The 26169-nt window shown below is 44.8% G+C and carries 16 protein-coding genes; 3 read left to right on the top strand and 13 right to left on the bottom strand.

Translation table 11 applies throughout. The features are described from left to right. Nucleotides 1–349: 349 nt before the first annotated feature. Nucleotides 350–1567: a serine/threonine transporter SstT gene (sstT, locus tag R7190_RS01120; RefSeq protein ID WP_005374821.1), complete on the top strand. Its 1218-nt coding sequence runs from the start codon at nt 350–352 to the stop codon at nt 1565–1567. A gap of 65 nt (nt 1568–1632) precedes the next feature. Here sstT and pdxY read toward each other — a convergent pair whose 3' ends face one another. The 6 genes from pdxY to R7190_RS01090 all read right to left on the bottom strand — a co-directional run bounded on the left by pdxY (nt 1633) and on the right by R7190_RS01090 (nt 9083). Next, complete coding sequence (gene pdxY, locus R7190_RS01115; RefSeq protein ID WP_186585600.1) at nt 1633–2502, bottom strand: pyridoxal kinase PdxY; 870 nt, start codon at nt 2500–2502, stop codon at nt 1633–1635. Between the two features lie 101 nt (nt 2503–2603). Next, a complete protein-coding gene (locus R7190_RS01110; protein WP_042522194.1) occupies nt 2604–2792 on the bottom strand; it encodes an AbrB/MazE/SpoVT family DNA-binding domain-containing protein in 189 nt (62 codons plus the stop codon). Between the two features lie 147 nt (nt 2793–2939). Next, nucleotides 2940–4250 (bottom strand): putrescine-ornithine antiporter, encoded by a 1311-nt coding sequence (gene potE, locus R7190_RS01105; protein WP_042522196.1) that lies wholly within the window; start codon nt 4248–4250, stop codon nt 2940–2942. Between the two features lie 61 nt (nt 4251–4311). Further along, nucleotides 4312–6492 (bottom strand): ornithine decarboxylase SpeF, encoded by a 2181-nt coding sequence (gene speF / locus R7190_RS01100; protein ID WP_186585599.1) that lies wholly within the window; start codon nt 6490–6492, stop codon nt 4312–4314. Between the two features lie 410 nt (nt 6493–6902). Continuing rightward, the gene (locus R7190_RS01095) at nt 6903–7349 is read right to left on the bottom strand and encodes a helix-turn-helix transcriptional regulator (RefSeq protein ID WP_025768646.1); all 447 of its coding nucleotides are present in this window, start codon (nt 7347–7349) and stop codon (nt 6903–6905) included. A gap of 537 nt (nt 7350–7886) precedes the next feature. After that, on the bottom strand, nt 7887–9083 hold the full coding sequence (locus tag R7190_RS01090; RefSeq protein ID WP_186585598.1) for a tetratricopeptide repeat protein: 1197 nt from the start codon (nt 9081–9083) through the stop codon (nt 7887–7889). Between the two features lie 545 nt (nt 9084–9628). Between R7190_RS01090 and pulA the strand changes: the two genes are divergently transcribed. After that, complete coding sequence (gene pulA / locus R7190_RS01085; protein WP_186585597.1) at nt 9629–13618, top strand: pullulanase-type alpha-1,6-glucosidase; 3990 nt, start codon at nt 9629–9631, stop codon at nt 13616–13618. A 99-nt stretch (nt 13619–13717) separates the two neighbouring features. Here the strand turns inward: pulA and R7190_RS01080 are convergent, their stop codons facing one another. From R7190_RS01080 to R7190_RS01060, 5 genes are all read right to left on the bottom strand, one after another. After that, nucleotides 13718–15334, bottom strand: coding sequence for an endonuclease (locus R7190_RS01080; RefSeq protein ID WP_186585596.1), 1617 nt, complete (start codon nt 15332–15334; stop codon nt 13718–13720). Nucleotides 15335–15665: 331 nt separating this feature from the next. Then, nucleotides 15666–17279 (bottom strand): alpha-amylase family glycosyl hydrolase, encoded by a 1614-nt coding sequence (locus R7190_RS01075; protein WP_186585595.1) that lies wholly within the window; start codon nt 17277–17279, stop codon nt 15666–15668. 120 nt (nt 17280–17399) lie between these two features. Next, a complete protein-coding gene (locus tag R7190_RS01070) occupies nt 17400–17906 on the bottom strand; it encodes a hypothetical protein (RefSeq protein WP_005374788.1) in 507 nt (168 codons plus the stop codon). A gap of 317 nt (nt 17907–18223) precedes the next feature. Then, nucleotides 18224–19033, bottom strand: a complete 810-nt coding sequence (locus tag R7190_RS01065; RefSeq protein WP_005374786.1) for a MalM family protein — start codon at nt 19031–19033, stop codon at nt 18224–18226. A 101-nt stretch (nt 19034–19134) separates the two neighbouring features. Continuing rightward, nucleotides 19135–20406 carry a maltoporin gene (locus R7190_RS01060; protein WP_005374784.1) on the bottom strand — a complete coding sequence of 424 codons (1272 nt, stop codon included), beginning with the start codon at nt 20404–20406 and terminating at the stop codon, nt 19135–19137. Nucleotides 20407–20852: 446 nt separating this feature from the next. Here R7190_RS01060 and glgX point away from each other — a divergent pair, with 446 nt between their 5' ends. After that, complete coding sequence (gene glgX / locus R7190_RS01055) at nt 20853–22844, top strand: glycogen debranching protein GlgX (RefSeq protein WP_065275519.1); 1992 nt, start codon at nt 20853–20855, stop codon at nt 22842–22844. A gap of 78 nt (nt 22845–22922) precedes the next feature. Here glgX and R7190_RS01050 read toward each other — a convergent pair whose 3' ends face one another. Further along, nucleotides 22923–24293 (bottom strand): L-serine ammonia-lyase, encoded by a 1371-nt coding sequence (locus tag R7190_RS01050; RefSeq protein WP_186585593.1) that lies wholly within the window; start codon nt 24291–24293, stop codon nt 22923–22925. Between the two features lie 11 nt (nt 24294–24304). Further along, on the bottom strand, nt 24305–25846 hold the full coding sequence (locus R7190_RS01045) for a sodium:solute symporter (protein WP_017634478.1): 1542 nt from the start codon (nt 25844–25846) through the stop codon (nt 24305–24307). Nucleotides 25847–26169 lie beyond the last annotated feature (323 nt).

Genomic DNA, 26169 nt, shown 5'->3' with positions numbered 1-26169 from the left:
CGTTTGAGTTGTCAATAAAATCAAAGGAGACGAAAGTCTCCTTTTTAACAACTTTATTAAAAACCATTACTCATAACTAATGATAATTTTCAACATAAAAATCTTATTTAAATAACATTGAGCAAACACTTAATCCAAAAACAAACTAAAACTAGACACAAAATATTACCAAGCTAAGATATGTGATATTCAGCAAGAAAATGGCTGAATTTATAAAAACAGGATAATTGATAATCATGTGTCTTAGTGACCAGAAGCAATGCTCACCCCTTGCAATACAAGGGCATTATCGCCGTGTAATGATGGACTATTGCCCTGCCACTCTGGCATAAAATTGCAGGAATGATGTATGCAACACAACAGCCTCGTTGCCCGATATGCTCGTGGTAACCTCGTCGTCCAGATCCTTGTCGGTATCGTCTTTGGTATTTTGCTCGCGACAATTTCTCCAAGCCATGCCGAAAGCGCGGGATTAATTGGTAGCCTTTTTGTCGGTGCGCTTAAAGCGATCGCGCCAATTCTTGTGTTTATTTTGGTTGCCGCTTCAATTGCAAACCAAAAGAAAAACCAACACACTTACATGCGCCCAATCGTTGTACTGTACCTGATGGGTACATTCTTCGCGGCGCTATCAGCAGTGGTTCTAAGCTTCCTTTTCCCGACCAATTTAACGCTTGTCACCGGCGCTGAAGGTGCAACGCCTCCTCAAGGTATTGCTGAAATTCTACGCACATTGTTGTTTAAACTGGTCGACAACCCAGTAAATGCACTAGTAGAAGCAAACTACATCGGCATTCTTGCTTGGGGTGTGGGTCTGGGTCTTGCACTACACCACGCATCGGCAACAACGAAGGCCGTATTTGAAGATCTAAGCCACAGCGTGTCTCACATTGTGCGCTTTATCATTCGTCTTGCACCATTTGGTATCTTTGGCTTGGTTGCTTCAACGTTTGCGACAACAGGCTTTAGCGCGCTAGCAAGCTACGCACACCTTCTGGCGGTTCTTCTTGGCGCAATGATGATCATCGCACTCGTTGTAAACCCGGCGATCGTGTTCGTTAAAACCAAACAAAACCCTTACCCACTTGTATTCCGTTGTCTACGTGAAAGTGGTGTAACAGCGTTCTTCACTCGTTCAAGTGCGGCGAATATTCCAGTAAACATGGCACTATGTGAGAAGCTAAAACTGGACGAGGATACATACTCAGTATCTATCCCTCTAGGTGCGACCATCAACATGGCTGGTGCTGCAATCACTATCACAACGCTAACGCTTGCAGCTGTGCACACTATGGGTATCGAAGTTGATCTACTGACTGCGCTACTTCTAAGTATTGTAGCTGCGGTTTCTGCATGCGGCGCATCAGGTGTTGCAGGCGGCTCTCTACTACTTATCCCACTTGCGTGTGGCCTGTTTGGTATCTCAAACGACGTAGCAATGCAGGTTGTAGCGGTTGGCTTCATTATCGGTGTGATTCAAGACTCTGCAGAAACTGCGCTAAACAGCTCAACAGACGTTGTCTTTACGGCAGCAGTTTGTAAATCAGAGCAGCAAAAAGCTCAGTAAGACTGACAGAACAAATAGAAAGGGGAGCCGATGATGGCTCCCCTTTTTTGTTTAATTGCGCTCAATTATGCGGTGACCAGAGCCACTTCTTCAATCGGGAAGTGTTTGCTTGGTTCAACAAACTCTTGCTGCGCCGCGATAGTTTGCAGCTCCCATTCGCCTGCATGATACGTTGCACTTAACACCCCGTAGCACGCGTCATGACAATGTTGGAAAGCTTGTTTAGGAGACCAGCCTTTTAAGAGTCCCGCGGTAAAAATAGCTGAAATAAGATCGCCCACGCCAACAGGTTGTTTAGCAAACTCAAATTGAGGACGCTTCGCAAGGTAAATACCTTCTTGCGTAGCCAATAGCATGTTAAAGCTGCCATTTTCTAGGCAGTAAAGGTGCTTAACTAGCACCACTTTTGGACCTTTCTCTAGCGCACGTTGGCATGCGGTGATCGCATCGTCTAGTGAGTGGATTTCCATCTCAGCAAATTGACTTAGCTCGAATTGGTTCGGAACGATCACGTCCGCCATTGGCATCAAACGCGTTAGAAGATTTTCAGCAATGCCCGGAGCCACAATGCAGCCTTTGTCTGGCGCGCCCATCACAGGGTCGCAAACGTAAAGTGCGTTCCGGTTCGCTTGCTTCACTTTCGTCACGGTATCTTCAACAGCAAGGCACTGCTCTGCGCTACCTTGGTAGCCCGTCAATACCGCTTGGCACTTTTCCAGCGCGCCGATGTTACCAAGTCCACGAACTAACTCGCTGATGTCTTCAGCCGCAAACGCTCGCCCAGTCCAGCCTTCTTGATACTGCGTGTGGTTAGAAAATTGAACGGTATGAATCGGCCATACTTCGAAGCCCATGCGTTGCATTGGGAAAACAGCACTGCTGTTACCAGCATGACCAAAAGAAACATGAGATTGTATAGAGAGGATACCTTGCATAGTACCTTACCTCTTATTGTAGTTATCGATAGTTCAAAGACAGCGGCAAGCGCCAGTTTTGCGAAACCAGTAGTGTATCCGACAAACCAAGATTCTCTAACTCAATTCTCCTCGATATCTTCAGAGTAAGTTGGAGCGTTGGTTTTCAACACCATCTTCTTAATTTCCATTTTGTCTTTATTCAGTGCGATTTCTAGGGTATCTCCTTCCCTTATCCTAAGCTGAGCCAGGATTACGCTTGGAATGACTACGGCGGTGTCGTCACCGATTTTAACAGGTTGACTTATCATCTTTCGTCCTCCAAATGTCGAAAATGAGTTTTCACGTCATTGGATGTCTAGCCTCAAATACGTTGAGCTGACTTGGGTTTGGCGTAAATGCCTAAAAACAAAGAGCCTTCCACACCGCGTTTGGGAAGGCTCTTTCTGTATTATTTTTTAATTTGCTAAAGGCTCATGCTTCGCAGCAATCAGACCGTAAGCACTCCAGCCTAGGAAGGTTACGATAGACCCCCACATCATAGCTTCGTAGCCGGAGCCGTAAAGCGCATAGAAGCTGTACAGAGAGCCAATCAGAGCGATAACGTTGGTGGTTTTCATCTCGCGCTCTGGCACGTGCGCCACTTGCTGCATAATAAAGATTGCGCCCATACATAAGATGTAAGGAATAACGTTTGTTACTACCGCTAGGTTAACCAGTGCTTCGAACTGCTCGTTCAGCGTTGGAGAAATCGTCATTAGAGACAATACTGATTGGATGATAGTAATCGCGATCATACCTTTGATCGGTGTGCCGCGTTTGTCCACTTGAGAGAACAATTTAGGGAAGAAGCCCGCATCAGAAGACGATTTGAACACTGACGCGATAGTGAATTGCCAACCCAATAGAGAGCCCGCACAAGCCAATACCGCCATACCCGCAACCACTTTACCTGCTGCTGAGCCAAGCATCACAGACCATACGGTTGAGAATGGTGCGGTAGAAGCGGCAAGCTCAGAGTTTGCAACGATACCAGAACAGATGTTTGTCGATACAATGTAAACCACAGCCGCAATTAGCGTACCGCCTAGCACTGCGATTGGTACGTTCTTCTCTGGATTTTCTACTGCTTCAGAGTTCGCACAAGCTGATTCAAGACCAAGGAATGCCCATAGAGTCATCGCAATAGAAGCACTCACCGCTTCACCAAATGGCAAGCTGTGTGGGTTCCAAGCTTCAATGTACATGGTTGGGTTAAACCAGAACCAACCAACAATACCCAATGAACACACTGGTAGGATTACGCCCCACACGGTGAATGTACCAATTTGACCTGTGATTTTCGCACCACCGAAGTTAGCGAAAGTACAAATCCAAAGAATGGCGATGGTGTACAAACAGGTTTCGACCGGAGATAGGGTCACTTCAAAGAATGCGGAGCCGTAACCCACACAAGTAATCGCGATCGCAATATTCGCAATAAGGAGCGACAAACCGTAAGTCCAGCCCGCCATAAATGCACCCGATTTACCGAATGCATAAGACGCGTAACCGTTCATACCACCGTCACGTTTACTAAAGCGACCACATTTTGCGAACACGTAAGCCAACGCCAAAGAGCCCGCCGCCGTGATCAGCCAAGACAACACAGAAATGGTGCCCACTTGCGCCAGTTTACTTGGCAGCATGATGATACCGGAGCCAGCCATATTGATGAACGTCAGAATGGTTAACTGCACCACCGACATTTTTTTAGTTTCAGTACTCATAAATTATTCTCCACGAATAAGCGGTTCGCACCGACGCCGGAGCGTGGTGCGAACGGGTAGATTAATCTTTTAGGACATAACAATGTGCGGTAGTGCGACCGTTAACATCTTCAAGGTACACACCTTGAATTTCTGGCGCGAAGCCTGGGAAGCGGTTAATGCCTTCTTCTAGAGATAGGAAGTAATCCACCACCTGTTGAGTCCAGACTTCACCAGTGATCACACAGATAATGCCTGGAGGGTAAGGAAGTGCACCTTCAGCGGCTACGCGGCCCACGGCCTCTTTAAGTGGTAGGTAATTGCATTCACCACGGAAGTATTTGCGTGTTGCTACTTCAGGTTTGTGAACCATTTGTGGGAAGTACTCGCTGCGGAACATCGCTTTTTGTAACTGTTTCACGTTCAGCTCTTTGTACATGTCATGCATTTCCTGACATAGCTGACGGATGGTGTAGCCACGGTAGCGTTCTTTATTCGCTTCGTAGACGCTTGGAAGTACGATACTTAAAGGGGCATCATCACGGATGAATTTTTCGAATCGGTTAATTTGAGCTACAAGGTGACGGATCTTACCCATATCTTCCGCAGGAGTGAGTAGGAACAAGATAGAGTTCAAGTCACACTTCTCAGGGATGATGCCGTTTTCACGAAGGAAGTTCGCCAATAGCGTTGCAGGAATACCGAAATCTGCATAGCTGCCGTCTTCTGCAATACCCGCAGTAGTTAGCAACAATTTACATGGATCAACGAAGTATTGACCTTCACCGTAACCTTCAAATTTGTGCCAGCTTGCGTTTGGCTCAAACATGAAGAATTTCTTGTTCGTTGCTATCACGTCAGTGTCGTAGCTGCCCCAAGGTTGGCCTTCGACTTCATCTGGAATGAACGGACGAATCAATTCACAACTCTTAAGGATTTCTTTACGCGCTTCGATACCTGTCTTAACCGCATCGCGCCATAAACGCAGACCTGCTTCGCCGTCGTGGATCTTCGCGTTCACATCAAGCGCAGAGAACAGTGCGTAGAATGGTGAAGTCGATGCGTGCATCATAAACGCGTTGTTAAAGCGTTTGTGGTTACAGTAACGAGCTTGACCTTTGATATGGCGGTCTTTTTTGTGGATTTGCGATGTTTGAGAGAAGCCAGCTTGTTGTTTGTGAACAGACTGAGTCACGATCACACCTGCGTCTTCTGGTTTCAAATCCAGCAGCAGTGGTGAACAGTCTTTCATCATAGGGATGAACTGCTCATAACCAACCCACGCAGAGTCAAACAGGATGTAGTCACAAAGATGACCTATCTTATCCATTACGTAGCGAGCGTTGTAGATAGTACCGTCGTAAGTACCAAGCTGGATAATAGCAAGACGGAAAGGACGTTCATCGCGTGCACGTTCTGGGTCCACTTTCGCGATTTGAGCACGAATGTATTCTTCATCGAAACAGTGTTCATCCATACCACCGATAAAGCCCCAAGGGTTACGCGCCGTTTCTAAGTAAACTGGCATACCACCCGCTTGGATTAACGCACCGTGGTGGTTCGATTTGTGGTTGTTACGGTCGAACAGTACCAAATCACCTTCAGTTACCAGCGCGTTACACACCACTTTGTTTGAAGCAGAAGTACCGTTGAGTACGAAGTAAGTTTTGTCCGCGTTAAATACTTTTGCAGCGTGCGCTTGCGCTTGGTGTGCAGAACCTTCGTGGATCAGCAAGTCACCTAAATCCACGTCCGCGTTACACAAGTCACTACGGAACAGGTTTTCGCCAAAGAAATCGTAGAACTGTTTACCAGCTGGGTGTTTTTTGAAGAACTGACCACCTTGGTGTCCCGGACAGTCAAACGCTGAGTTACCCATCTCAACATAGTGCGTTAATTGCTTGAAGAAAGGAGGAAGAAGACGACATTCGTACTTGGTTACTGCTTCATTGATTTGACGACAGTAGTACTCAATAGATTGTCTTTCTAAATCGATAACGCCAGTTAGCCAAACGTAATCTTCTGCCGAAACTGGGTTTTCATCCGTTACTAAGAAAACTGGAATACCGTAACCCGTTTCAGAAATCATTTTATGCAGACCTGCTTTAATGTCTGCTGAAGTAATAATAGCCGCACCAACGTCGGTTAATTCAACTTGCTCTAAAGGTTGTAAATGACGATTAAATTGTTCATCTAAAGACTCAGCTAATAAACTGAAGTCTTCTGGCATGTAATTACTAACACCTATAATTAAACTTTTCATTTGGAATATCTCTTTTTTGTTCTTTAAAATTGACAAGTACAGATATTACAAACGAAAACGATATTTAAAATTCAAAAAACAAATTTCGTGATTAAATTTTCACATTTAAAAGACTTATTTCCTCGAATTAAAATTTCGCGACCTTCATCACTTTCCAATTGATAGTCCAATGATATTGAAACCAGAATTAAAAGGAAAAATAATTAAAAATTGTGTGACCACAACCATTATTGTTAGAAATAAAATATCAAGAAAATAATTTTTTGAGATTTCCATCACTATATAATTATTAGGAGTATATTATTAGGAATGATAAATATTTTAATTTTAACTAAATTTAAACACATAATAAAAAAGCCATCAACACATGTATTGATGGCTTTTTACTTTAGGTGCAAAGGAAACACAATTCAATTAAATAAATGACTATCTAGTTTGACTCCATCATTCGACCATTGCTGATAACGTTTTACAGACATGCCTGACGAGTACATAGTGTGTTTACAATCCATGCACTCGACAAAATACAAGCCACTCATGCCAGCCATAACGTGCAGTCTACGGCTATCACAACGCTTACAGGACAAGCGTTTTACTTTGGTATTGACGTCAATACGACGAGCAAAGTTTAACGTTTCGTGAGAACATAAAGCCTCAACAGCACTATCTTTAAATGGATGTTCACTCAACAAGTAATTAATGGCGTAATCATACACCGGGGGGATTGAAGATTTTCCACTTTCAATATTACTTATTTTAGCGACGGAAACACCTAATAAAGAAGCGAACTCAGCCTTACTGTACTCTAAGATAAACCTTGAAGAGATAAATTTATCTGCACTAATGATTCTCAACATACACAAATCTCTAATATAAATAAAAACAGAGATAAAAAATTATCTCTATTTATTATGAAACATGTAATGAAAAAGTTACTTCCTAGTGTAATTCTGCATATTAACTATGCTATTTTATTTTTACGTTATCTTGCGCCTAATTAATCATAAAATCAATAATCGACACCTAAATATAAAAGAACAATTTAAGATTTATAATACATTTTTTAATTTAAATTATTAGATAAAGTAATGAGTACTATTCACCTATAAATCGGGGCATCAAGTATTGCTCTTCAATCATTATTACTATCAATTGAAAAGTCTTGATCTAAGCCCAATAGCGGAAGTAAATAAAGAGGGAAAAACCTCTTTTTTAAGGTAAACAGATCCCATCTTAGTTAAGTACTAAAAATATGTTGAAAAATCGCATAAATAGTATGCACATCAGTAAAATGACTGCTTAAGTAAGTTTACATTCTGTTGTCGTGACTGATAGAGATACTGGCAAAAGAGCAAAAGAAAAGCCTCAATCTTGAGGCTTCTGGATAAGATAGGTTATGGTTGAAGGAAGTTTTGAGTGAAATCGAGCGCCTCTTTAGAAAGTTTTTTTTCGTTGGGCGATGTGCTTGCCTGACCTTCTGCTGTTACCGTTGTCATGTTAGGCTGAAAATCTAGTGTTGATGCCTCCTCCCAAGCCTCGGAGGCGTCTTTATTCTCATCATTCAACACCGCATTGAGCTCCTCTTCCGCAGGAAAATACGCTTCGCGTTTGTACACTTTGTTAAGGGCTCGAATAATAGAGTGCTTTCTCACCATTCCTGAGGCCAGTTTTCTTTGCAACGGCTTCGCTATGGACTGCAATCCAACGACAATATCAACACCAATATTGGTTGCCACTTCATCACGTAACGTACGCGCAGGTTGGTAGCCCATATTGGCAGCAAGAAACAGCCAAACGTAAGCAATTGCATTACCCGTTTTACCTTTATCCTTCCACGCTTCGCCAGCATGATACATCGCTTTAGCACTGCCACCTTCCGCGGCCCGTTCCAGCCAGTAGCAACCTTTAACCATGCTTTTTTCTGTACCAATGCCATTTAGGTAACATAAGCCGACTTGGATCTTGCCATCCGCACTGTCTTTTTCCGCCGCTTTCATAAACCAGTAAAGCGCATCTGCACTGCGTCCTGCACTATTGTCTGGTGAAAGCTGCCACTCACCCATGTAAAGCATGGCATCAATGCAGCCTTCCTCGGCTGCGGTTTCAATCAGTTGGTTACCTTTGGGAATATTTTTTTCCGTTCCGCGACCAAAAACCAACGCTTTGCCTGTCGAAAATTTCGCTTCGGTATCCCCTTCCATTCCCGCAATTGCGGTACGCCAGAAGTTTGCCTGCTCTTTTAAAATCACATCTTCGCGCATGCGTTCACTTAAGCGAACAATGCCGTACATCCCCGTCACATTGTCCAGTTTAGCGGCTTTATCATACCAATACAGCGCTTGACGAATGTTGTCCTTTTCGGCTTCTTTCGCTAGAAATAAAATGGTGGGGATATGCCCGGTTTCTGCTTTGAACTCTCGCTCTTTACGCTCTTGCTCTCGCGCTTTATGCATCGCCTTTCGATAAGCGGCTTCGCGAGCTTTCCTCTCTGCCTCGAGTCTCTGTTTCCGCATCGACAACGAGATCATCCACACAAATATCAGGACGAGTGAAAGGCCAGTTGCCGCAATGGCAATGCCCATACTACTCATAAATAGCCTCTTTTGGTTTCAGGGCCCAATTCAACTCCCTTTCAGGGAAATCTTATGATTACGCGCCGACATAACGCCGACTACCTTCATTATATAACGACCACTTAGCGAAAATCTGAAGCTTGCGAAGACTTAATGGCGGTATTTTATTCAACATCACTGCAACTTATTTTTAAAAGAAAAATATAGCCCTCATTTTTATAGAACTTAATCACGGTTTTGGGGCTGAGACATTCTCATCCCCTATCATCCCCCCTTACTCCTCCCATAAAAATTCACATTTTAATGATGTGCAGAATCTCTCACTATGCGCCTGTTTTATTATTTAATTTGTGAACAAAATCGACTGTGACAGAAAATTTGCACCTGTAAAAAACTTAACAGCCTGCTCTCACATTTTGCTGATGATTCAGTGTATTAGCATCTAATTGAACATTTCCTTTTTGGCATCTGCCTTTCTAGCGTGTGCAAAACCTTCTTGATGATTGAGTCAGCGAAGGCAGCGCGCAGCTCAATATCAATTCAATAACAATGGATTTGTAAACGTGGACAATAAGACATTTAAATTATCAACAATTGCCAAAACCGTACTGCCTTTGATTTCCGTCGCGGTAATCAGCGGTTGTGGTAGTGATAGCACGAACGAAGATACGACGAACCCTGGCTCAGGCTTGTACCCTGCGGGAGAGAACGAAGTCGTCATTTATTACAAACGTGACGTAGCATCAGCTTCAACGGCCAGCGACTACGAAGGTTGGGGCTTGCACCTATGGAACGGTGAGGGCTGTACCAGCACAGATTTAGACGCAATGGGCATTCCGGGAACAGGAACGGATTGGTCTGCGCCACACCCATTCGATGGCATCAACGACACCTACGGTGCTTACTACGTACTGAAAATAAACCCAGATGCCTCTGACCCACACGAATGCATGAACTTCATTCTGCACAAGGGTGATGAGAAAGCGTTCGGCAGCGCAAACTCAAAAGTAGAGTTGACGAAAATCGGCGAATCGAAAGGTTTGTTTGGCTTCCACGGCAGCAGTGAACTTTACTACGAGCCAATAGAAGAGCGCCCTGTTGATATTGATGGTCAAAAAGCCCATTGGTTAGACGCCAACACCATTGCATGGGAAGCGGCGACCAGTGCGGATTCCATGAAGCTGTTCTACAGCCTTAGCAATGACATCAAAATGGATGAAGATAAGCAAATCTCTGGCGGTACAGCGGTTGAGCTGACAAAAGCTGGTGAGTTGTCTGATGGTCTGAAATCACGCTTCCGTCACCTTGCTAGCCTTCAAGCTGCGGGTATCGATGTCGATGACGCGACCTTGCGTACGATCCTGAAGTCACAAATCGTTATGGTGGCTTACAACGCAAATGGTGACGTCATTTCTGCAACTGAAGTGCAAAAACCGGGCGTTTTGGATGCGGTGTTTGCCGATTCCAAGGCAGGTAACGCGATCGGTCAAGAACTCGGTGCGATTGTGGAAGGCGGTGCCGCAACCTTCAAACTATGGGCACCAACTGCCCAAGATGTTGATCTGATAATCTACGATGAAAACTTAGCAGAAGAAGCGACCGTTGCCATGACGGAAGACCCAGCAACAGGTATCTGGGTTTCTGAGGCACAAAGCAACGTTGTCAACAAATATTATCGCTACCAAGTTAAGGTATACCACCCAACAACTGGCGTCGTTGAAACGCGTTTGGTAACAGACCCATATTCAATGAGCTTGTCTAAGAACTCACGATACTCGCAAGTGGTTGATTTAGATGATCCAAGCTTAATGCCTCAAGATTGGAAAAACTACGCACGCCCAACGGTTAAAAAAGACGAAGACCACGTCCTTTACGAGTCACACATTCGTGATTTCAGCTTTAACGACAGCAAAGGCACACCAAGTCTTGATGGCAAATATCTGGCGCTTACAGAACCTGAGCGTGAGTCTGTATCTCACTTACAAGCTTTAAAAGATGCTGGCCTAACAACGCTACATATCCTGCCTGCGTTTGATATTGCAACCGTGGATGAAGACGCTGACAAGCGAGTCGATATCACCGACACCGTGGGTAAACTTTGTGGCATCAAGCCAGAAGCCTCCATTTGTGAGACCGAAGATGACGGCAAAGTAATTGAAGAGGTATTAAATAGCTACGACCCAACAACGGGCAAAGCACAAGCGTTGATGAACGATCTTCGCATGCTAGACAGCTTCAACTGGGGTTATGACCCTTACCACTACACCGTGCCAGAAGGCAGTTATGCGACCGATCCTAACGGGTCTAAGCGTATTCTTGAGTTCCGCGAAATGGTTCAAGCGACGCATAAAATGGATCTGAAACTGGTCATGGACGTCGTGTACAACCACACAAATGCATCTGGTGTGAACGAAAAATCAGTACTGGATAAGATTGTCCCTGGGTACTACCACCGCCTAAACGTCAACACTGGCGGCGTCGAAAACTCAACCTGTTGTGATAACACCGCAACCGAGAACTTGATGATGGGTAAACTAATGGTTGACTCATTGATGGTATGGGCGGATGACTATAAAGTCGATGGTTTCCGTTTTGACCTTATGGGCCACCAGCCGAAAGATGTGATGGTTTACGCACTTGAAAAAGTCCGTGAAATTGACCCGAATACCTTGTTCTACGGCGAAGGTTGGGACTTTGGTGAAGTCGCGCAAAACGCTCGCTTCGATCAGGCGACACAAGTCAACATGGCGGGGACAGAAATCGGTACTTTCTCTGATCGTCTGCGTGACGCAGTTCGTGGCGGAAGCCCGTTTGATGGCGGTGTAGATTCTGAAGGTAAGCACCCACTTCGCTTTAACCAAGGCTTTGGTAACGCCGCTTATCCTAACGAAGAAACCAAAACTGACGCAGAGTCGGTGAATGGTCGTTTACACAACCAAGATCTGGTTCGTCTAGGTATGGCTGGTAACTTGGCTGATTACATCCTTCTTGATTACAAAGGCGAAACCAAACTGGGTAAGAACGTTGATTACAATGGTGCGCCTGCAGGCTACACAAAAGTGCCATCAGAGAACATCTCTTACGTGTCTAAGCACGACAACCAAACATTGTGGGATAACAACGCCTACAAGATTGCGACAGGCACTTCATCTGCCGAGCGTGCACGTATGCAGTCTGTGTCCCTATCAACGGTGATGCTTGGTCAAGGCATTCCATTTATCCACATGGGTTCTGAGCTATTGCGCTCTAAATCTATGCAGCGCGACTCGTACGATTCTGGTGACTGGTTCAACCGTGTATTCTTCGACGGAAGCGACAATAACTGGAACGTTGGTCTACCACGTGAAGACAAAGACGGTGCAAACTGGGAGCTGATCAAAACCATCGTTGGTGACAGCACGGCGAAACCAGATTCAACCGACATCGAGCTGACTAAGCAACAATTCCTAGAGCTACTAAAAATCCGTAGCACAAGCGAACTGTTCCGCCTAGATACCGCGCAAGAAGTGATGAACCGTGTGGACTTCCGCAACGTAGGGAAAGACCAAGTGGAAGGCTTGATTGTGATGTCTATCGACGATGGTACATCAGCGGGTGCCGATTTAGATTCGAACTACGATGCTGTCGTGGCCGTTGTGAACTCAACATCAACTGAGAAATCTTTCAAAGTTGCTGGCGCAACTGGTTTCGAACTGCATGAAGTTCAACAAAACTCTGCGGATGACATCGTCAAAGGTGCAAGCTTCACCAATGAAACGTTCACAGTACCAGCACTGACAACAGCGGTATTCGTGCAGCCACAAAACGGCGCACAAGGTGCTGGCCTACCAGTAAACACGGATAACAAAGACGTATCGAGCATTCCTCCTTACGGCGAAACCGTTGTTTACGTGAAAGGCACGATGAACGAGTGGTCTGATAGCAGTGATTGGGCGATGACCTTTATTGGCAACGGTATGTACTCTGTAACTGGCGTTCTTGAAGCTGGTGAACACGAGTTCAAATTCGCGGACTCTGGTTGGGCAAATCCAAACATCGGTTGTGATGCTGCGAATATAGCTTCTGGTTCACTAGACTTAGGTTCAGAAGGTAACTGTAAGCTGTCTGTTGCTGAAACAGGTAAGTACAACTTCACTCTGAACGCGCTGCATGTTCAAGATGAAAGCGTAGAAAAACCGGTCGTGTCAGTGACCAAATCAGCAGATGCACCAACATTCGGTGAAACAGCACTTTACTTACGTGGCACTATCACTACATGGGATGCTCCAGCACAAGACTCAACAGCGAAGTTCAGCTATGTTGCAAATGACGTTTATTCGCTAGACATTGACCTAGCGGCGGGCAACTACGAAATGAAAGTTGCGAGCGCAGACTGGGCAGCAGACACCAACTTCGGTGGCGAAGGCAGTGTTGAGCTTGGTAAAGCGCTAACGATGGAAGTCGGTGGCGGTAGTGCAAACCTGAAAATTGCGATTGCAGAAGCAGGAAATTACAACTTCCACTTCAACGCGGCTGACAAGTCGGCGCCAATCGTGACGGTAACGAAAAACTAATTTCATTTAAAAACATCCGTAATGAAAAAGGGGAAGCATCACGCTTCCCCTTTGTTTTGTTGGCGTCACTAAATGGTGGATACCAAAATCAAAAAGGTGTTAGTTTCCCCAAATCTGTTCAACAAACTCAGGATGATCAATGAATGGATTACGATTGCCCTGAAAATCAAACACTTGTTGATTCCGATTTCGTTCTTTTTCACTAACGGGATCATTTTTGTGCCAACGTTTCAGCATGTTTAACATCCAAGGTTCAAAAACCGTTGAACTTGAACCATCAAGGACAGCATCCGCATTGCTTGAATTGCCTTCCCAGTTACCTACAACATTTTCATAGCGGGTTGCCATGTAGAAATAAGCACGGGCGAAGTCGCCCTTAAACTCATCAATCGGCTCAAACACCGTACCGGAGTAGCCCAGATTAGTGCTTGCTTGGCCAAGTTTAGAGCCATTACTAGACACGTAGGTCGCGGTGCCCACTTCACCAAATGGCCAATTACTGCGCTTCGCGTTTACATAACCATCAGTTGCAAACAAGTGATGACCGTCTGAGTTCATCGGCTCAACCTTACCGCCAAACCAGCTTTTCGGAAAAGAGTGCTCACGGTTGTAGCAATCCCCTTCCGTTTTGTATTGGCCACATTGGTCTGTGACTTTGGTAAAGCTTACTGTATCGCTAGCAGATGGCTTTTCAGAGTACATATCGAGAATAGAGCCATCATTTTCATAATAACGATCAATATCGGCATCTTTTACCAAGGTCCACACCGCAGAATAACCTCGGCTAGAGTGATTATTGATAATGTTAAACAACGCTGTTTTTAGAGCGTATCCCGTCTTACCAGATGCCGCTTGATAGTAACCATCAACCACTGGTGGGGTCGTCGTTGTGTCACCTAAGTTAAAATCGGTGGTTTCACTTTTCGAGAATTCAGCGCCAGAAGCAAGAGTCTTATCTCCCACCTTCAACGCGTAAGACCCCGAACCATTGCCACAGCAAATGCCGTCGCCATAGCTGTCTTGAATCGTAAATTGGTAGTTACCATCGGCCAAACACATGGTCTTATCTACAGAGGTTGACGACTCATACCCCTGACCAGAGAAAAGCACTTGCGCTTGGCTATTTTTCAACTCCCAGCTAGTTTCTGAGCCATAGTTGTCCGTCGTGAGTGTAAGAACCACCTCATGATCACTACAATTTTCTACAGGAGGTTGTGTACTTGTCTCGGTCGGTTGAAAATTATCGACGTAGACAGCTTCTGAGCCATCAAAACTGGCTTCATCGTAAAAACGCAAACCGACGTTGATGGTCTTGTTCGAGCTCGCTGTGTAGTTGTGCGCGAGCTCTTGCCACTGGTTTATCTGTTGTGGGTTCGAGTAATTGTGATAACCATCAACCACCAGACGTGCTTTTACATTTCCTTCGGTATGATAAACCGAGACAGAAAACGGATAGGTTTTCCCTTGCTCCACATTAATGGTTTGCAAAAAGTCGGTGTTGCTTTGGGTACCTGTATTCACGACGACCTGGGCAGCCAGACCACCCGATTTGATTTGCTCGCTGCTTGGCGACACTGTAATGCCCGCGTCAATCTCTGACCACTGCGTAGGTACATTGCCATTCCACTGCTCAAAGTCACCGTTGATAATTTGGCTATATGCAAACGGAGAGCTAACAGCAGCAAGGAGACAGAGGGAGTTTGTTATGGATTTCATTATACTTTTCCATTAGTTATATAAATCCCAAACACGATAAACATATTAGTGGGGCATAAGTAATCCTTCAATCACATTTTTACGTTGCACAAGTGTTAATTTACTTTTTAATGTGCAGCTTATCTCACAAATATCCATCTGCTGAAAACAAATGCCAATACAAAAAGCGAAGCAACTTGTTGGCTACATCGTCGTAAAACCATTAAGGGAAAAGTAAAACAGACAGAAAAAAGCCAAGTGTGCGCCTATGGGGGTCAGCAACAACACTTGGCTTGTTTATAAGAAAACTTGTAGTCAGCTCAACTGGTGAGCATCAATTCTGGATAATTCCTTAAGGTTTTACCGCAAAGAATCTTCCTTGTAGTGGCGACATCAGAATCTGATATTGACCATTACTCGGAGTAATTTTTTCATTCGTGAGCAAATCCACCAACTCACCAGTACCAACACTCTCCTGAGTAAGAGTGACGCTTCTAGCGCTCTCTAAGGTATTTAGCGCAAACAAGACTTTGTCCGAACCAGATTGTTTCAAGTCCACATAACTGCCGTTACTCGCAACTAAATTCGTGCGTGACCCTTGATAAAGTGCAGGATGCGCATCGCGCATTGTCATCAGCGATGTCACATAAGATTTGAGATCGGCTTGGTTTGCATCAAGCGTCGCCGTCACGCCTTCAATTTTCGCACTACTGCGCGCAACGTGATCATCGCACAAACCTTGAATGGCGCAGGTGCTGTTGTCTTCTTTTACGGCAAAACCATCCACTTGATCCCCGATTTCATCACCGTAGTACAACGTGATTGGCCCGGTGTACGCCGCTTGGAAAGCAAACGCGGCTTTATGGCGTAACCAATATTCTGCATCATTCACATCCGCCAAGTTTCCGCGCTGTAACAAGTCACCAAAGCGCACTAAATCATGGTTGCCGATCATCAAATTCGGCTGCGCATGTGTTGGATATTGGTTGTGTGTGCTGTAGCCGTTGTCTAACCAATCCGCACCGCGACCACCCACGCCGCTCTCATTCACGGCCAAAGTTTCAACGATGCGATATCGCATAGGGAAGTCAAACGCAGAGCACAATGCTGGATCGCTGTTCGATCCATACGCCTCATTCGCGATCTCAGACTCCCCTTTCCAAATCTCTGCCACCATATAGCCCAACGGATTCACTTGTTCGCCTTTGCTATTGGTGTACGTCACACTTTGTGAGGCTTCATCGACGGCTTTACGAAGTTGTGTCCAAGCGTCTGTCGGAACTTGATAGGCTTGATCTAAACGCCAGCCGTCAATCTTGAGTTCTTTGATCCAATACGTCGCCACCTCTTTGTAGAAATCGAGACTGGCTGGGTAATCCACGGGATTGCTTGAGCCTGAAGGCAACAAGCCGGAAGGCGAGGGTTTGATCAAACCATTCTTATGGTGGCCAAATACGCCATCAAAAAATACGTACAGACCGCGTTTGTGTGCTTCTTCGACTAAAGTTTTCGCGGTCGCTAAGTCACCAAATTTGGGGTCGATTTTAAAGTAATCTGTCGCAAAATAGCCGGTGGCGTCCAAACGATCCGCCCAATGATCTTGTCCTGCTATCGCTTCCGATTCAAAAACTGGCGTCAACCAAATCGCGTTCATCCCTAAATCTTGGATGTAATCGAGTGAATCAATCACTCCTTGCAAATCGCCGTTATGATGGCTGGTGCCATAACCTGTACCGTGACCAATGCTCGCATCACCATCCACAAAACTCTCTACCATGATTTGATAAGTACGAAGTTGGTTACTTTGCGCCATGACATTGGCTTGGCAAGCATAACTGGTATCCGGTAGCGGAGTGCTGCTATTAGTGTCGCCACCACCAGAAGAATTACACGCAGATAAAGCACCAATCACACTTAACGCAAGCAACGATCGAGACAGGCGATGGTTACGTAGGATATTACGCATTTTATTCTCCCTAACTTACTCAAATAAACTACGGAAATTTGAGTAATAAAATTAACCCCGACATGTGTTTCATGCAGGGATTAATAAATAAAAATAGATTTTAAATAATTGAATTGAATATTATTGGCACTTATTTACCATGACATGAACAGGTTTGCCTTTTCCTTCAAACTGAAGACTCCATACATATTTACCATCTTCTTTAATATCAACCGAAGTATCCGTACCGTAACCACCAAATGTTAATGGTGTTAATTCACCAACGTTCATTCTATTACCTTTTGCGGTAAATTGTGGGAACCACAACTCGGTCGCATACTGCATTTTGTAGGAGCCTACTTTTTCTTGAACCACGGCTTGGTAGAAATTATTCCCTTTGTAGGTGTATTGACGCTGAGGCACGTGTTTCCAATCGGAATCCGCAAAAGTACCCACCACAAATAGTGGTTTAGAAATAGGTCCTTTCGCTGTGCTATCTGGGTTGTCACACGCTTTCATGAAAGCAACCACTTCGTCTTGAGACATATTAACAACAGGCTCTGCGGCCGCTTCTGGTTCTGCCGTCGATTGACAACCTACTAAGGCAACAAGTAGGGCAGCAGCAAGAGAGGTCTTCATCATGTTCATTTCACGTAATTCCTTTTTAGTATATCCAAAGCAAAATAAACTCAACGGTTAAAAGAAATATTAATCGTTATTAAAATGGAAATATCAAACGCCAAATAAATATCGTCAGATTGCGAATTTAAATCACTTCGAGAAGTTTGTTTATTTCCTAAGTACAAAAAATAAATTAGGAACTGCCATTAATTATTGATCCAACCTATATAAAAAACAAAGTAATAAAAATAATTATGTGAATAAGGTAACTCTATGTAGGGGTATTTTTATTAGTTTATTTTCTATGAAAAAGGTCAGCATTTCGCTGACCTTTTTTTATCTGATTATTTTCTATTTACGGCTTTCACAAACACTTGTTGCGCACCTTCGATACCCAGTTCTTTTGCTTCATCAAGCAAAGTGAGCGCTTTCGGAATATCATTCGCTGCGACTGCCGCTTCAATTGAGCTGTAGTAGTAGCTAGTAAGGTCCGTACCTTGGGGAATGTTATCGTTTTTCGCAACAATCTTAGTATTCACAATATCATTCGCGGATACCGAAAAGCGGAACTGACCGAGTGGGCTATGTTTCGCTAGAGGGTCTGCAATATCTGGCGGCTGAGTGTGACGCGCCATGGCGAAGGCTTTTGCAGGGTGTAAAACTTGTGTACTTCCTTTTAGATCGGCGGAAGTCGTGTAAACCAACACATGCAGATCGTTACCTGTCATGTCTGGAATCACATTGAGATCAAGTACGAATTTATCGTTGTCCAACAGTTTTGCTGGTTCATACTTAAACTTTGAAAAATCTGCTTGGTAAATGGTTTCTCCTGCCGAGTTCATCACTGCGACATTAGGAGCATAAAATTGAAGTTCTTTACTTACGAATGTCTCTAATTTGATATCGAGACTGCCACGGTTACCTGGAAGAGCAAACGCTGCAATAGCGCCAGCACTGTTACCATCCAACAACATTTGGCTTTTATCAGTCAAAGCGAATTCAGTAACCACAGGCACGTTAAGCGGTACCCATTGAATATCACCCGATTGCGTGATCACTTGTTGCTGACCTTTTGGACTCATCTCTACTTGTTCTACAGACGCACAACCAGTAGCCAACATGCCCAGCAGTACGGGAGCAAGCCATTTTTTCATTACTGTCTACCTCGACTCTTTATTGTTTTTTTAAATAAATACAGCCAGATAAGTTCTGGCTGTATCATTCTAGGACAATTTAGGACTTAGTGGTTAGATGATTACCACCAAGCTTCAGCTTGTACACCGAATTGGAACGTATCGTCTGAACGACCGTTGTCAAATGTGTTTGAGTTGTCTTCTTTGTCAGCCGTTAGGTAAGAAGCGTAAACACGGATTTCAGGACGAGCCCAGAAGCTAGAGCCAGCAGACCATGCTTGAGCAACAGTTAGCTTACCGTATTTGTTTTCTTCGCCGTCGTTATCGTCGATAGCGTAACCAGCTTCGAAGATAGTTTTGTGGTTGTCATCCCATTTGTACATTGGACGAACAACAACAGACATTGTTTCCCACTTGTCTTGGCCAGCCCACATGTCTTCACCAACACCGTACACTAACTGGTGACCCATTTCCCAGCTGTCGCCCATGCCGATTACACCCCAGTTGATTAGGCGGTAACCAGATGCACCGTTGTCAGCTTCTGCGCCGTACCAGCTACCGTCGCCGTAGAATGCCATTGTTTTTGAGTAACCTTCAGTACCGTACTGAAGCACTGTTTTGTTGAAACCAGCGTCTAGACCTTGAGTCAATTCTGCTGTGAACATTACGCCGTTTTTCGCATCTTTAGTGCCGTTTGGCGCAGCGTCAGTTTCGTTAAGAATTGCGTAGTTCAAGCCCATTTCTAGAGAGCCGTTGTCCCATAGAGGAAGACCTGCGTAACGTACGTCTAGAGTGTTTACGTTTGTTGCGCCACCATCGTTGCCTGGGTCTGCGATATCGCCACGGTCATTACGAACCCAAGCGAAAGAAACTTTACCTGGACCAGCTTCGATACCTTCAACACCAGCGCCCGCGCCAGAGATATTCCAGTAGTAGAAGTCAGAGATATGAATGTCGTGACGTTGGTAGTAGCGCTTACCAGCCCAAAGTGTTGCTTCTGGAGCAAAGTTTAGTAGGCCTTTAGCTTGAACGTTGAATTGACGTAGTGCGAATTGTGCATCGTCAACACATTTCACTTCGCCGTTATCCAAACCACAGTTAGCAGAAGTGCTTTCCCAGTCGTTTGAACCATTAGAAGTCATTGCAACCATAGAGTCTACGTAGAACGTTTTGCCGTTGTTGTTGTAAACTTCTTTACCTAGTTGAATCTCGCCGTAGATATCGCTTTCATTACCTAGACGACCGATCTTGTTCTTTTCGAATGTTAATTGTTGACCACCGTCAGCGTTCACGCCAACGCCAGCACGCATGTAACCGTGGAAATCCACTGCGAATGCAGAACCAGCAGCTAAAGTTGCAGCTACAGCAGCAGCAATTGCACTTACTTTTTTCATTCTTAACTCCATTAAGGGTATTTATAATTCTGTCTTCCCTGCTCACTCTTTTAGGTGAATATAGGCAGTAAAAACACACCTAAAGAAAGAGAGGTAAGATGGGAACGAATCCCCGTTTGTTTCAACAGTTGTGAGATTACCCGAGGCGTACAAGGATGACTTCCTCCGCCCTAAACTAATTTAAGGGGGATGAGAAGGGAGTAGAAAATTTACCGAATGGTGTTTTTTCGAGTCAGATCACCAATCTAGGGAGGAATTAGTAAGTTTGTTCGGTTTTGAGCCGCTACAAAGTGATAGCCATTTCATATTTTTGACTCTAAGCCGTCACATAAAGTAATTAAATTACACGAATATTTTTATATTTAGGGTGGTTGACCTTAGTAAGACAAAGTTTTTAACTTATAGTTTCCTAAAGGTAGCAATAAATATTAAATAAAGTATCTCCGATGACACGACTTCTCTCTCGCCCCTACCCCCTGGGCGCAACATTGAATAAAGAAGGCTGTAACTTCTCTATTCATGCTCCGGGCGTAAAAGACATTCAACTGGCATTGTTTGCAGACGATGGCAGCTACGAGCTTCGCGGTTTACCGAATGAATACGCTGGCATACGTCATACTTTTATTCCAGATATTAAGCCGGGGCAAAAATACGGTTATCTTGTCTCCCACAAGGACGAGCCACTGTTAATTTCTGATCCGTACGCAAAATCAATAGATAAAGCCCTCCACTATCATCCTCCCTACTCTCCAGCCAAAAGTTTCGATATGCCGAAGTGCGTCGTTATCGAAGATGATTTTGACTGGCAAAACACGGATCACCCGCGTATACCCAGAGAAGAGATGGTGTTGTTTGAGACGCACGTCAAAGGGATTACCCAACGCCACCCAGAGGTTGAGGACAAGCTGAGGGGGCGCTATTTAGGTCTTGCATCACCTGAAATGCTGGCCTTTTACAAACAGCAAAACATCAACACGCTGCAATTGCTACCTGTCGCAGCATGCATGCATGAGCCTCACCTACTAGAGATGGAAAAGGTCAATTATTGGGGATACAACCCTTATCTCTTTATGGTGCCCGATCCGCGCTACGCAGAACAAGACGCCGTTACGGAATTAAAAACAACAATTCGCGAATTGCATAAAAACGGCATCGAAGTGATTCTCGACGTGGTTTACAACCACACTGCTGAAGGTGGTGAAGGGCCTACAATTTTCAACCTGAAAGCCCTCGACTCCTGTTTTTACATCAAACATGGCAACCACTTCGCCAATTACACTGGCTGCGGAAATACAGTGGATCTCACCTACCAACCAGCCTTAAACCTTGTGATGGATACATTGCGCTACTGGGTTAGCGAATTTAAAGTCGATGGCTTCCGTTTTGACTTGGCTGCAACGTTAGGTCGACAGGGCGATGATTACAACCCAGAAGCAGCTTTCTTTAAAGCCGTTGCGCAAGACCCAATTTTGCGTGAAACCAAATTGATTGCCGAGCCTTGGGATATTGGTCCAAATGGCTACCAAGTGGGTAACTTTCCATTTGGTTGGAACGAATGTAATGACAAACTGCGTGATATTTCCCGCAGTTTTTGGCGCGGTGATCAAGGCTATTTAAAAGAGTTTGCCACTCGATTAATGGGCTCTCGTGACATTTATAGTGCAGCGAACTGGCCATACAAACTCACCGTAAATTACATCACGTATCACGATGGCTTCACACTGCAAGATTTAGTGTCTTACAAGCACAAACATAACGAAGCCAATGGCGAAGAAAATCGCGACGGTCACGGCGACAATCGTTCAGAAAACTACGGTGTTGAAGGCGAGACCGAAAATCTGATGATCATCGCCACGCGTGAGAAGCAAAAACGCAACCTTATTGCTAGCTTGCTGTTTGCCTTCGGTATCCCACACATTCTCACTGCTGATGTTCTGTCTCACACCCAAGGCGGTAACAATAATGCCTATTGCCAAGACAACGAAACCAGTTGGCTGAACTGGGAAGAGACAGAACGTAAGCAACATTTCAAAGCATGGATGTCACAAATGGTCGCCAACCGAAATCAATACATGGTGCCATTTATCCGAGCTTTCAGTGGCGAAAACCGCAATAACAACCGCATTTTCTGGCGCCGAACAGACGGTCGCTTAATGGAGCACGATGATTGGAACCGTTTAAGCTCTGTCGCACTTCACCTTGGTATCGGTAAAGAAGGACAAGAGTTGGTCTACCTCATCAACCAAACTAACGCCACAGCGCGCTTTAAGCTCCCCAATGAGCGAAAGCAAGAATGGGTGACGATCTGTGATACAAACGTACGTAACCTCAACCCAGGACATGCTGAAGGCGAAGTCTTGTTGTCACCCACCTCGATGGTGATTTTGCACTATCAACCAAACCAAAGCACACCAAAAGGTGAGCAAACGCATAGCTAAATTATAAACGTTCCAAAAAAGGAAAGCCGATGCATCTCAGTGCTTCGGCTTTTTTGTTGGTTAGATGTGCCTAACTCATTATTCGCAAGGCGGCGCTAGGTGAATCAAAGCTAACCCACCCTGTGACGTCTCGCGGTATTTCTTGTTCATGTCCTTGCCCGTTTGGTACATGGTTTCAATCACCTTATCCAACGAGATCAAACATTTACTATTACGCTTTAGTGCCATGCGAGATGCATTGATCGCTTTCATTGCACCCATTGCATTACGCTCAATACACGGTACTTGCACTAAGCCACCAATTGGGTCACAAGTCATGCCTAGTGAGTGCTCCATGGCGATCTCGGCCGCAATACAAATTTGCTCATTACTACCACCACGCAGCGCGGTCAAGCCAGCTGCCGCCATAGAAGAAGAAACACCGACTTCGCCCTGACAACCTACTTCGGCACCCGAAATAGACGCATTAGTTTTGTACAAAATGCCAATCGCACCGGACACAGCAAGGAAGTCTTTAAGCTGTTTAGTATCAAGCTCTTTGATGAAGCGATGGTAGTACATCAATACCGCCGGAATCACACCCGCCGCACCATTAGTTGGCGACGTTACGACTTGTCCACCAGCCGCGTTTTCTTCACTCACAGCAAAAGCAAACAGGTTAATCCAATCCATGATTTCCATCGGATCGTTTTCGATTGCTTCATTTGCTTCAAGCTTCTTCAGTAAGTTAGGCGCACGGCGGGTCACATTCAAGCCGCCATCCAAGATGCCTTCTGTTTCGAAACCACGCTCCATGCAACGCGTCATCACACGCCAGATCTGTTCTGCACGTTGATTGATGGCTTCCATATCCTGAAACGCTTGTTCGTTTTTCAGAATCATGCCGCCAAGGCTCATGCCATTCTTCTCTGCCTGTGCCAACATTTCGTCTGCACTGGAGAATGGAAGCTCAACTTCTACGGGAGCAGTCGCACTGCCATTTTGCAGTTCATCCGCCGTTGCGATGAAACCACCACCGATAGAGTAGTAAGTTTCAAACCCAACCTGATTGCCGTGCGCATCTAACGCAGTAATCGTCATTCCATTCTCATGCAGAGGAAGGTTCTCTTCATGGAACAACATGTCCGTTTTGTAGTTGAATTCGATTTCATGACGGCCATCGACAGACATCATGCCCTCTTCAATCGCCTTGCGCATCGCTTTGTTCGCAGAAGCGATTTTGATGGTATCTGGTTTGTTACCCAACAGACCCAAAATGGTCGCACGGTCTGTATGGTGACCAATCCCCGTTAACGAAAGTGAACCGTATAAATCAACTTGAATACGAACCACTTTTGCCAAGTTAGATTCAATCAAACGAGTGAAGTGGTAACCCGCGATCATTGGACCATTGGTGTGAGAGCTAGAAGGACCCACACCAATCTTGTAAATATCAAAGATGGACAGCATAAACTTACCTATTACGACAATGCAGCATAAAGCCAATCAGGGAGAACCATACAAGCAGCGATGGTCGCCACGGCGAACACCAACAGCCCGTAATGGCTTGCGGTTGGCTTTGCAAAAAGATGTTTTTGATTATTGATAAAAATTTGTTGCTCGGCAGTCACAGCGCCCCAACGACGGCTCACTAACACACCAAACAAAAGGAAGACAAACGTACCAATTGGCGCGAACCACGGCCAAGCCACGTCGAGATACATGGCAGTAAACACCGCAATCACACTCATGATACTGCCAACGATCACGCCTTTCTCATTGGCTTTTGCCCAGAATAAGCCAAGCACGAATGACCCAAGACGGATACCAACAAAGATGGAAGTCAGGCTAGCGATGGTTTTGAGTACCGATTCATTCGATACCGCCAGAAGAGCTGGCACTACCACCATAGCCGCAGCGAGCAAACTCATCTTTCTTGCGACTTTTTCGTAGTGCTCATCATCGGCACTCTTGCGAACGAAACGCTTGTAGATATCGAACGTTGCGACGGTCGCCATTGAGTTGTAGGTAGAATCCAAGGTCGACATTGCGGCCGCCGCCAATGCGGAAATGATCAAACCAACGACGATTGGGTTAGTGTGGTTGAAGACGAAATCCAAAATCACTTCGTTGCTGTTTTCAAACGATTGATCTTGATAGAAAACACTCAAAAGAACACCGAGTACCGCGAAGAATAAGTACACAAAAAATGCACCGTAACCACACAACAGCATCGACTTCTGCGCCGTCTTTTCACATCTCGTCGCTAACGTGCGTTGGATGATCAATTGGTTGGTGCCGTACACACTCAAATGCAAAAAGCTCACGGCAACCACGCCAGCCCAGAGTGTGGTATCTACGCCTAAATCAAAGTCTAAGTTGATGATATTCAGGTGATTACGAGAAAGGTAATCTGCCGCATTAATCTCTGTCATTAGAATGGCAAAGATAGCGATGCTGCCTGCTACCAATACTGCAGATTGCAACATATCGGTCCAGATAACCGTGGAAATTCCGCCCGCATAGGTATAGCAAGCGGTGAAAATACTAATGTAGATAATGGCTTCAGAAATACTGATAGGCAGAACTTGCACTAAGATCAGCGCCACGGCATACAAAATCACACCCGCAGAGATACATTGAACCACAATGAACACAATCGAGTTGATGGTTCTTGCATACACCCCAAAGCGGTGCTCAAGGTATTCATAAATCGAAGTCAAGCCCAGCTTATAGAAGACAGGCACAAAGAAAATGACGGTGAAAAAGATAACGATGGGATAGTTAAGGTGAATACTCATCGCTTCCATGCCAGAGCTATAAACCCAACCAGGCATCCCTACAAACGTCATCGCACTAATGTAAGTCGCAAGTATCGAAACACCCGCCGTAAACCAGCCAAATTGCTTTCCACCCGTAGAAAAGTCGCCACCATTGCTGTAGCGCTTGTTCACTAAATAGCTGATTAATATGGTGATTAACACGTATAACGCAATCACCACAAAACTTGAGTACGTAACCATTTCAGGGTTTCCATAATTCTGGGTGCTAATTATTTGTGCTTGGATATTACTTTAAAAAAGCATATCTAAACGATAATCCCGCCATAACTGTGACTATAATCACCAATATAGACGGTTATATATTCAAAAATGCCAAAAAGACCGATTTAATGAGACTCCCATCACTAAAAATCACAAATTGGGTACGCATTCATTTTAAAATTGATATTGATCACGGATCTAATGACCTTAAAAAAACTATGATTCACCACGACACGAAATCGAAGATGATCCCAATAAGATCGTGTTCTTTAAGTTTGAATAGCAACAAATCCTAAGTGAAA

The organism is Vibrio sp. 1078-1 (assembly GCF_033340475.1).
The sequence above is the reverse complement of the archived record's forward strand: the minus strand, read 5'-3'. Positions and strand labels throughout refer to the sequence as shown.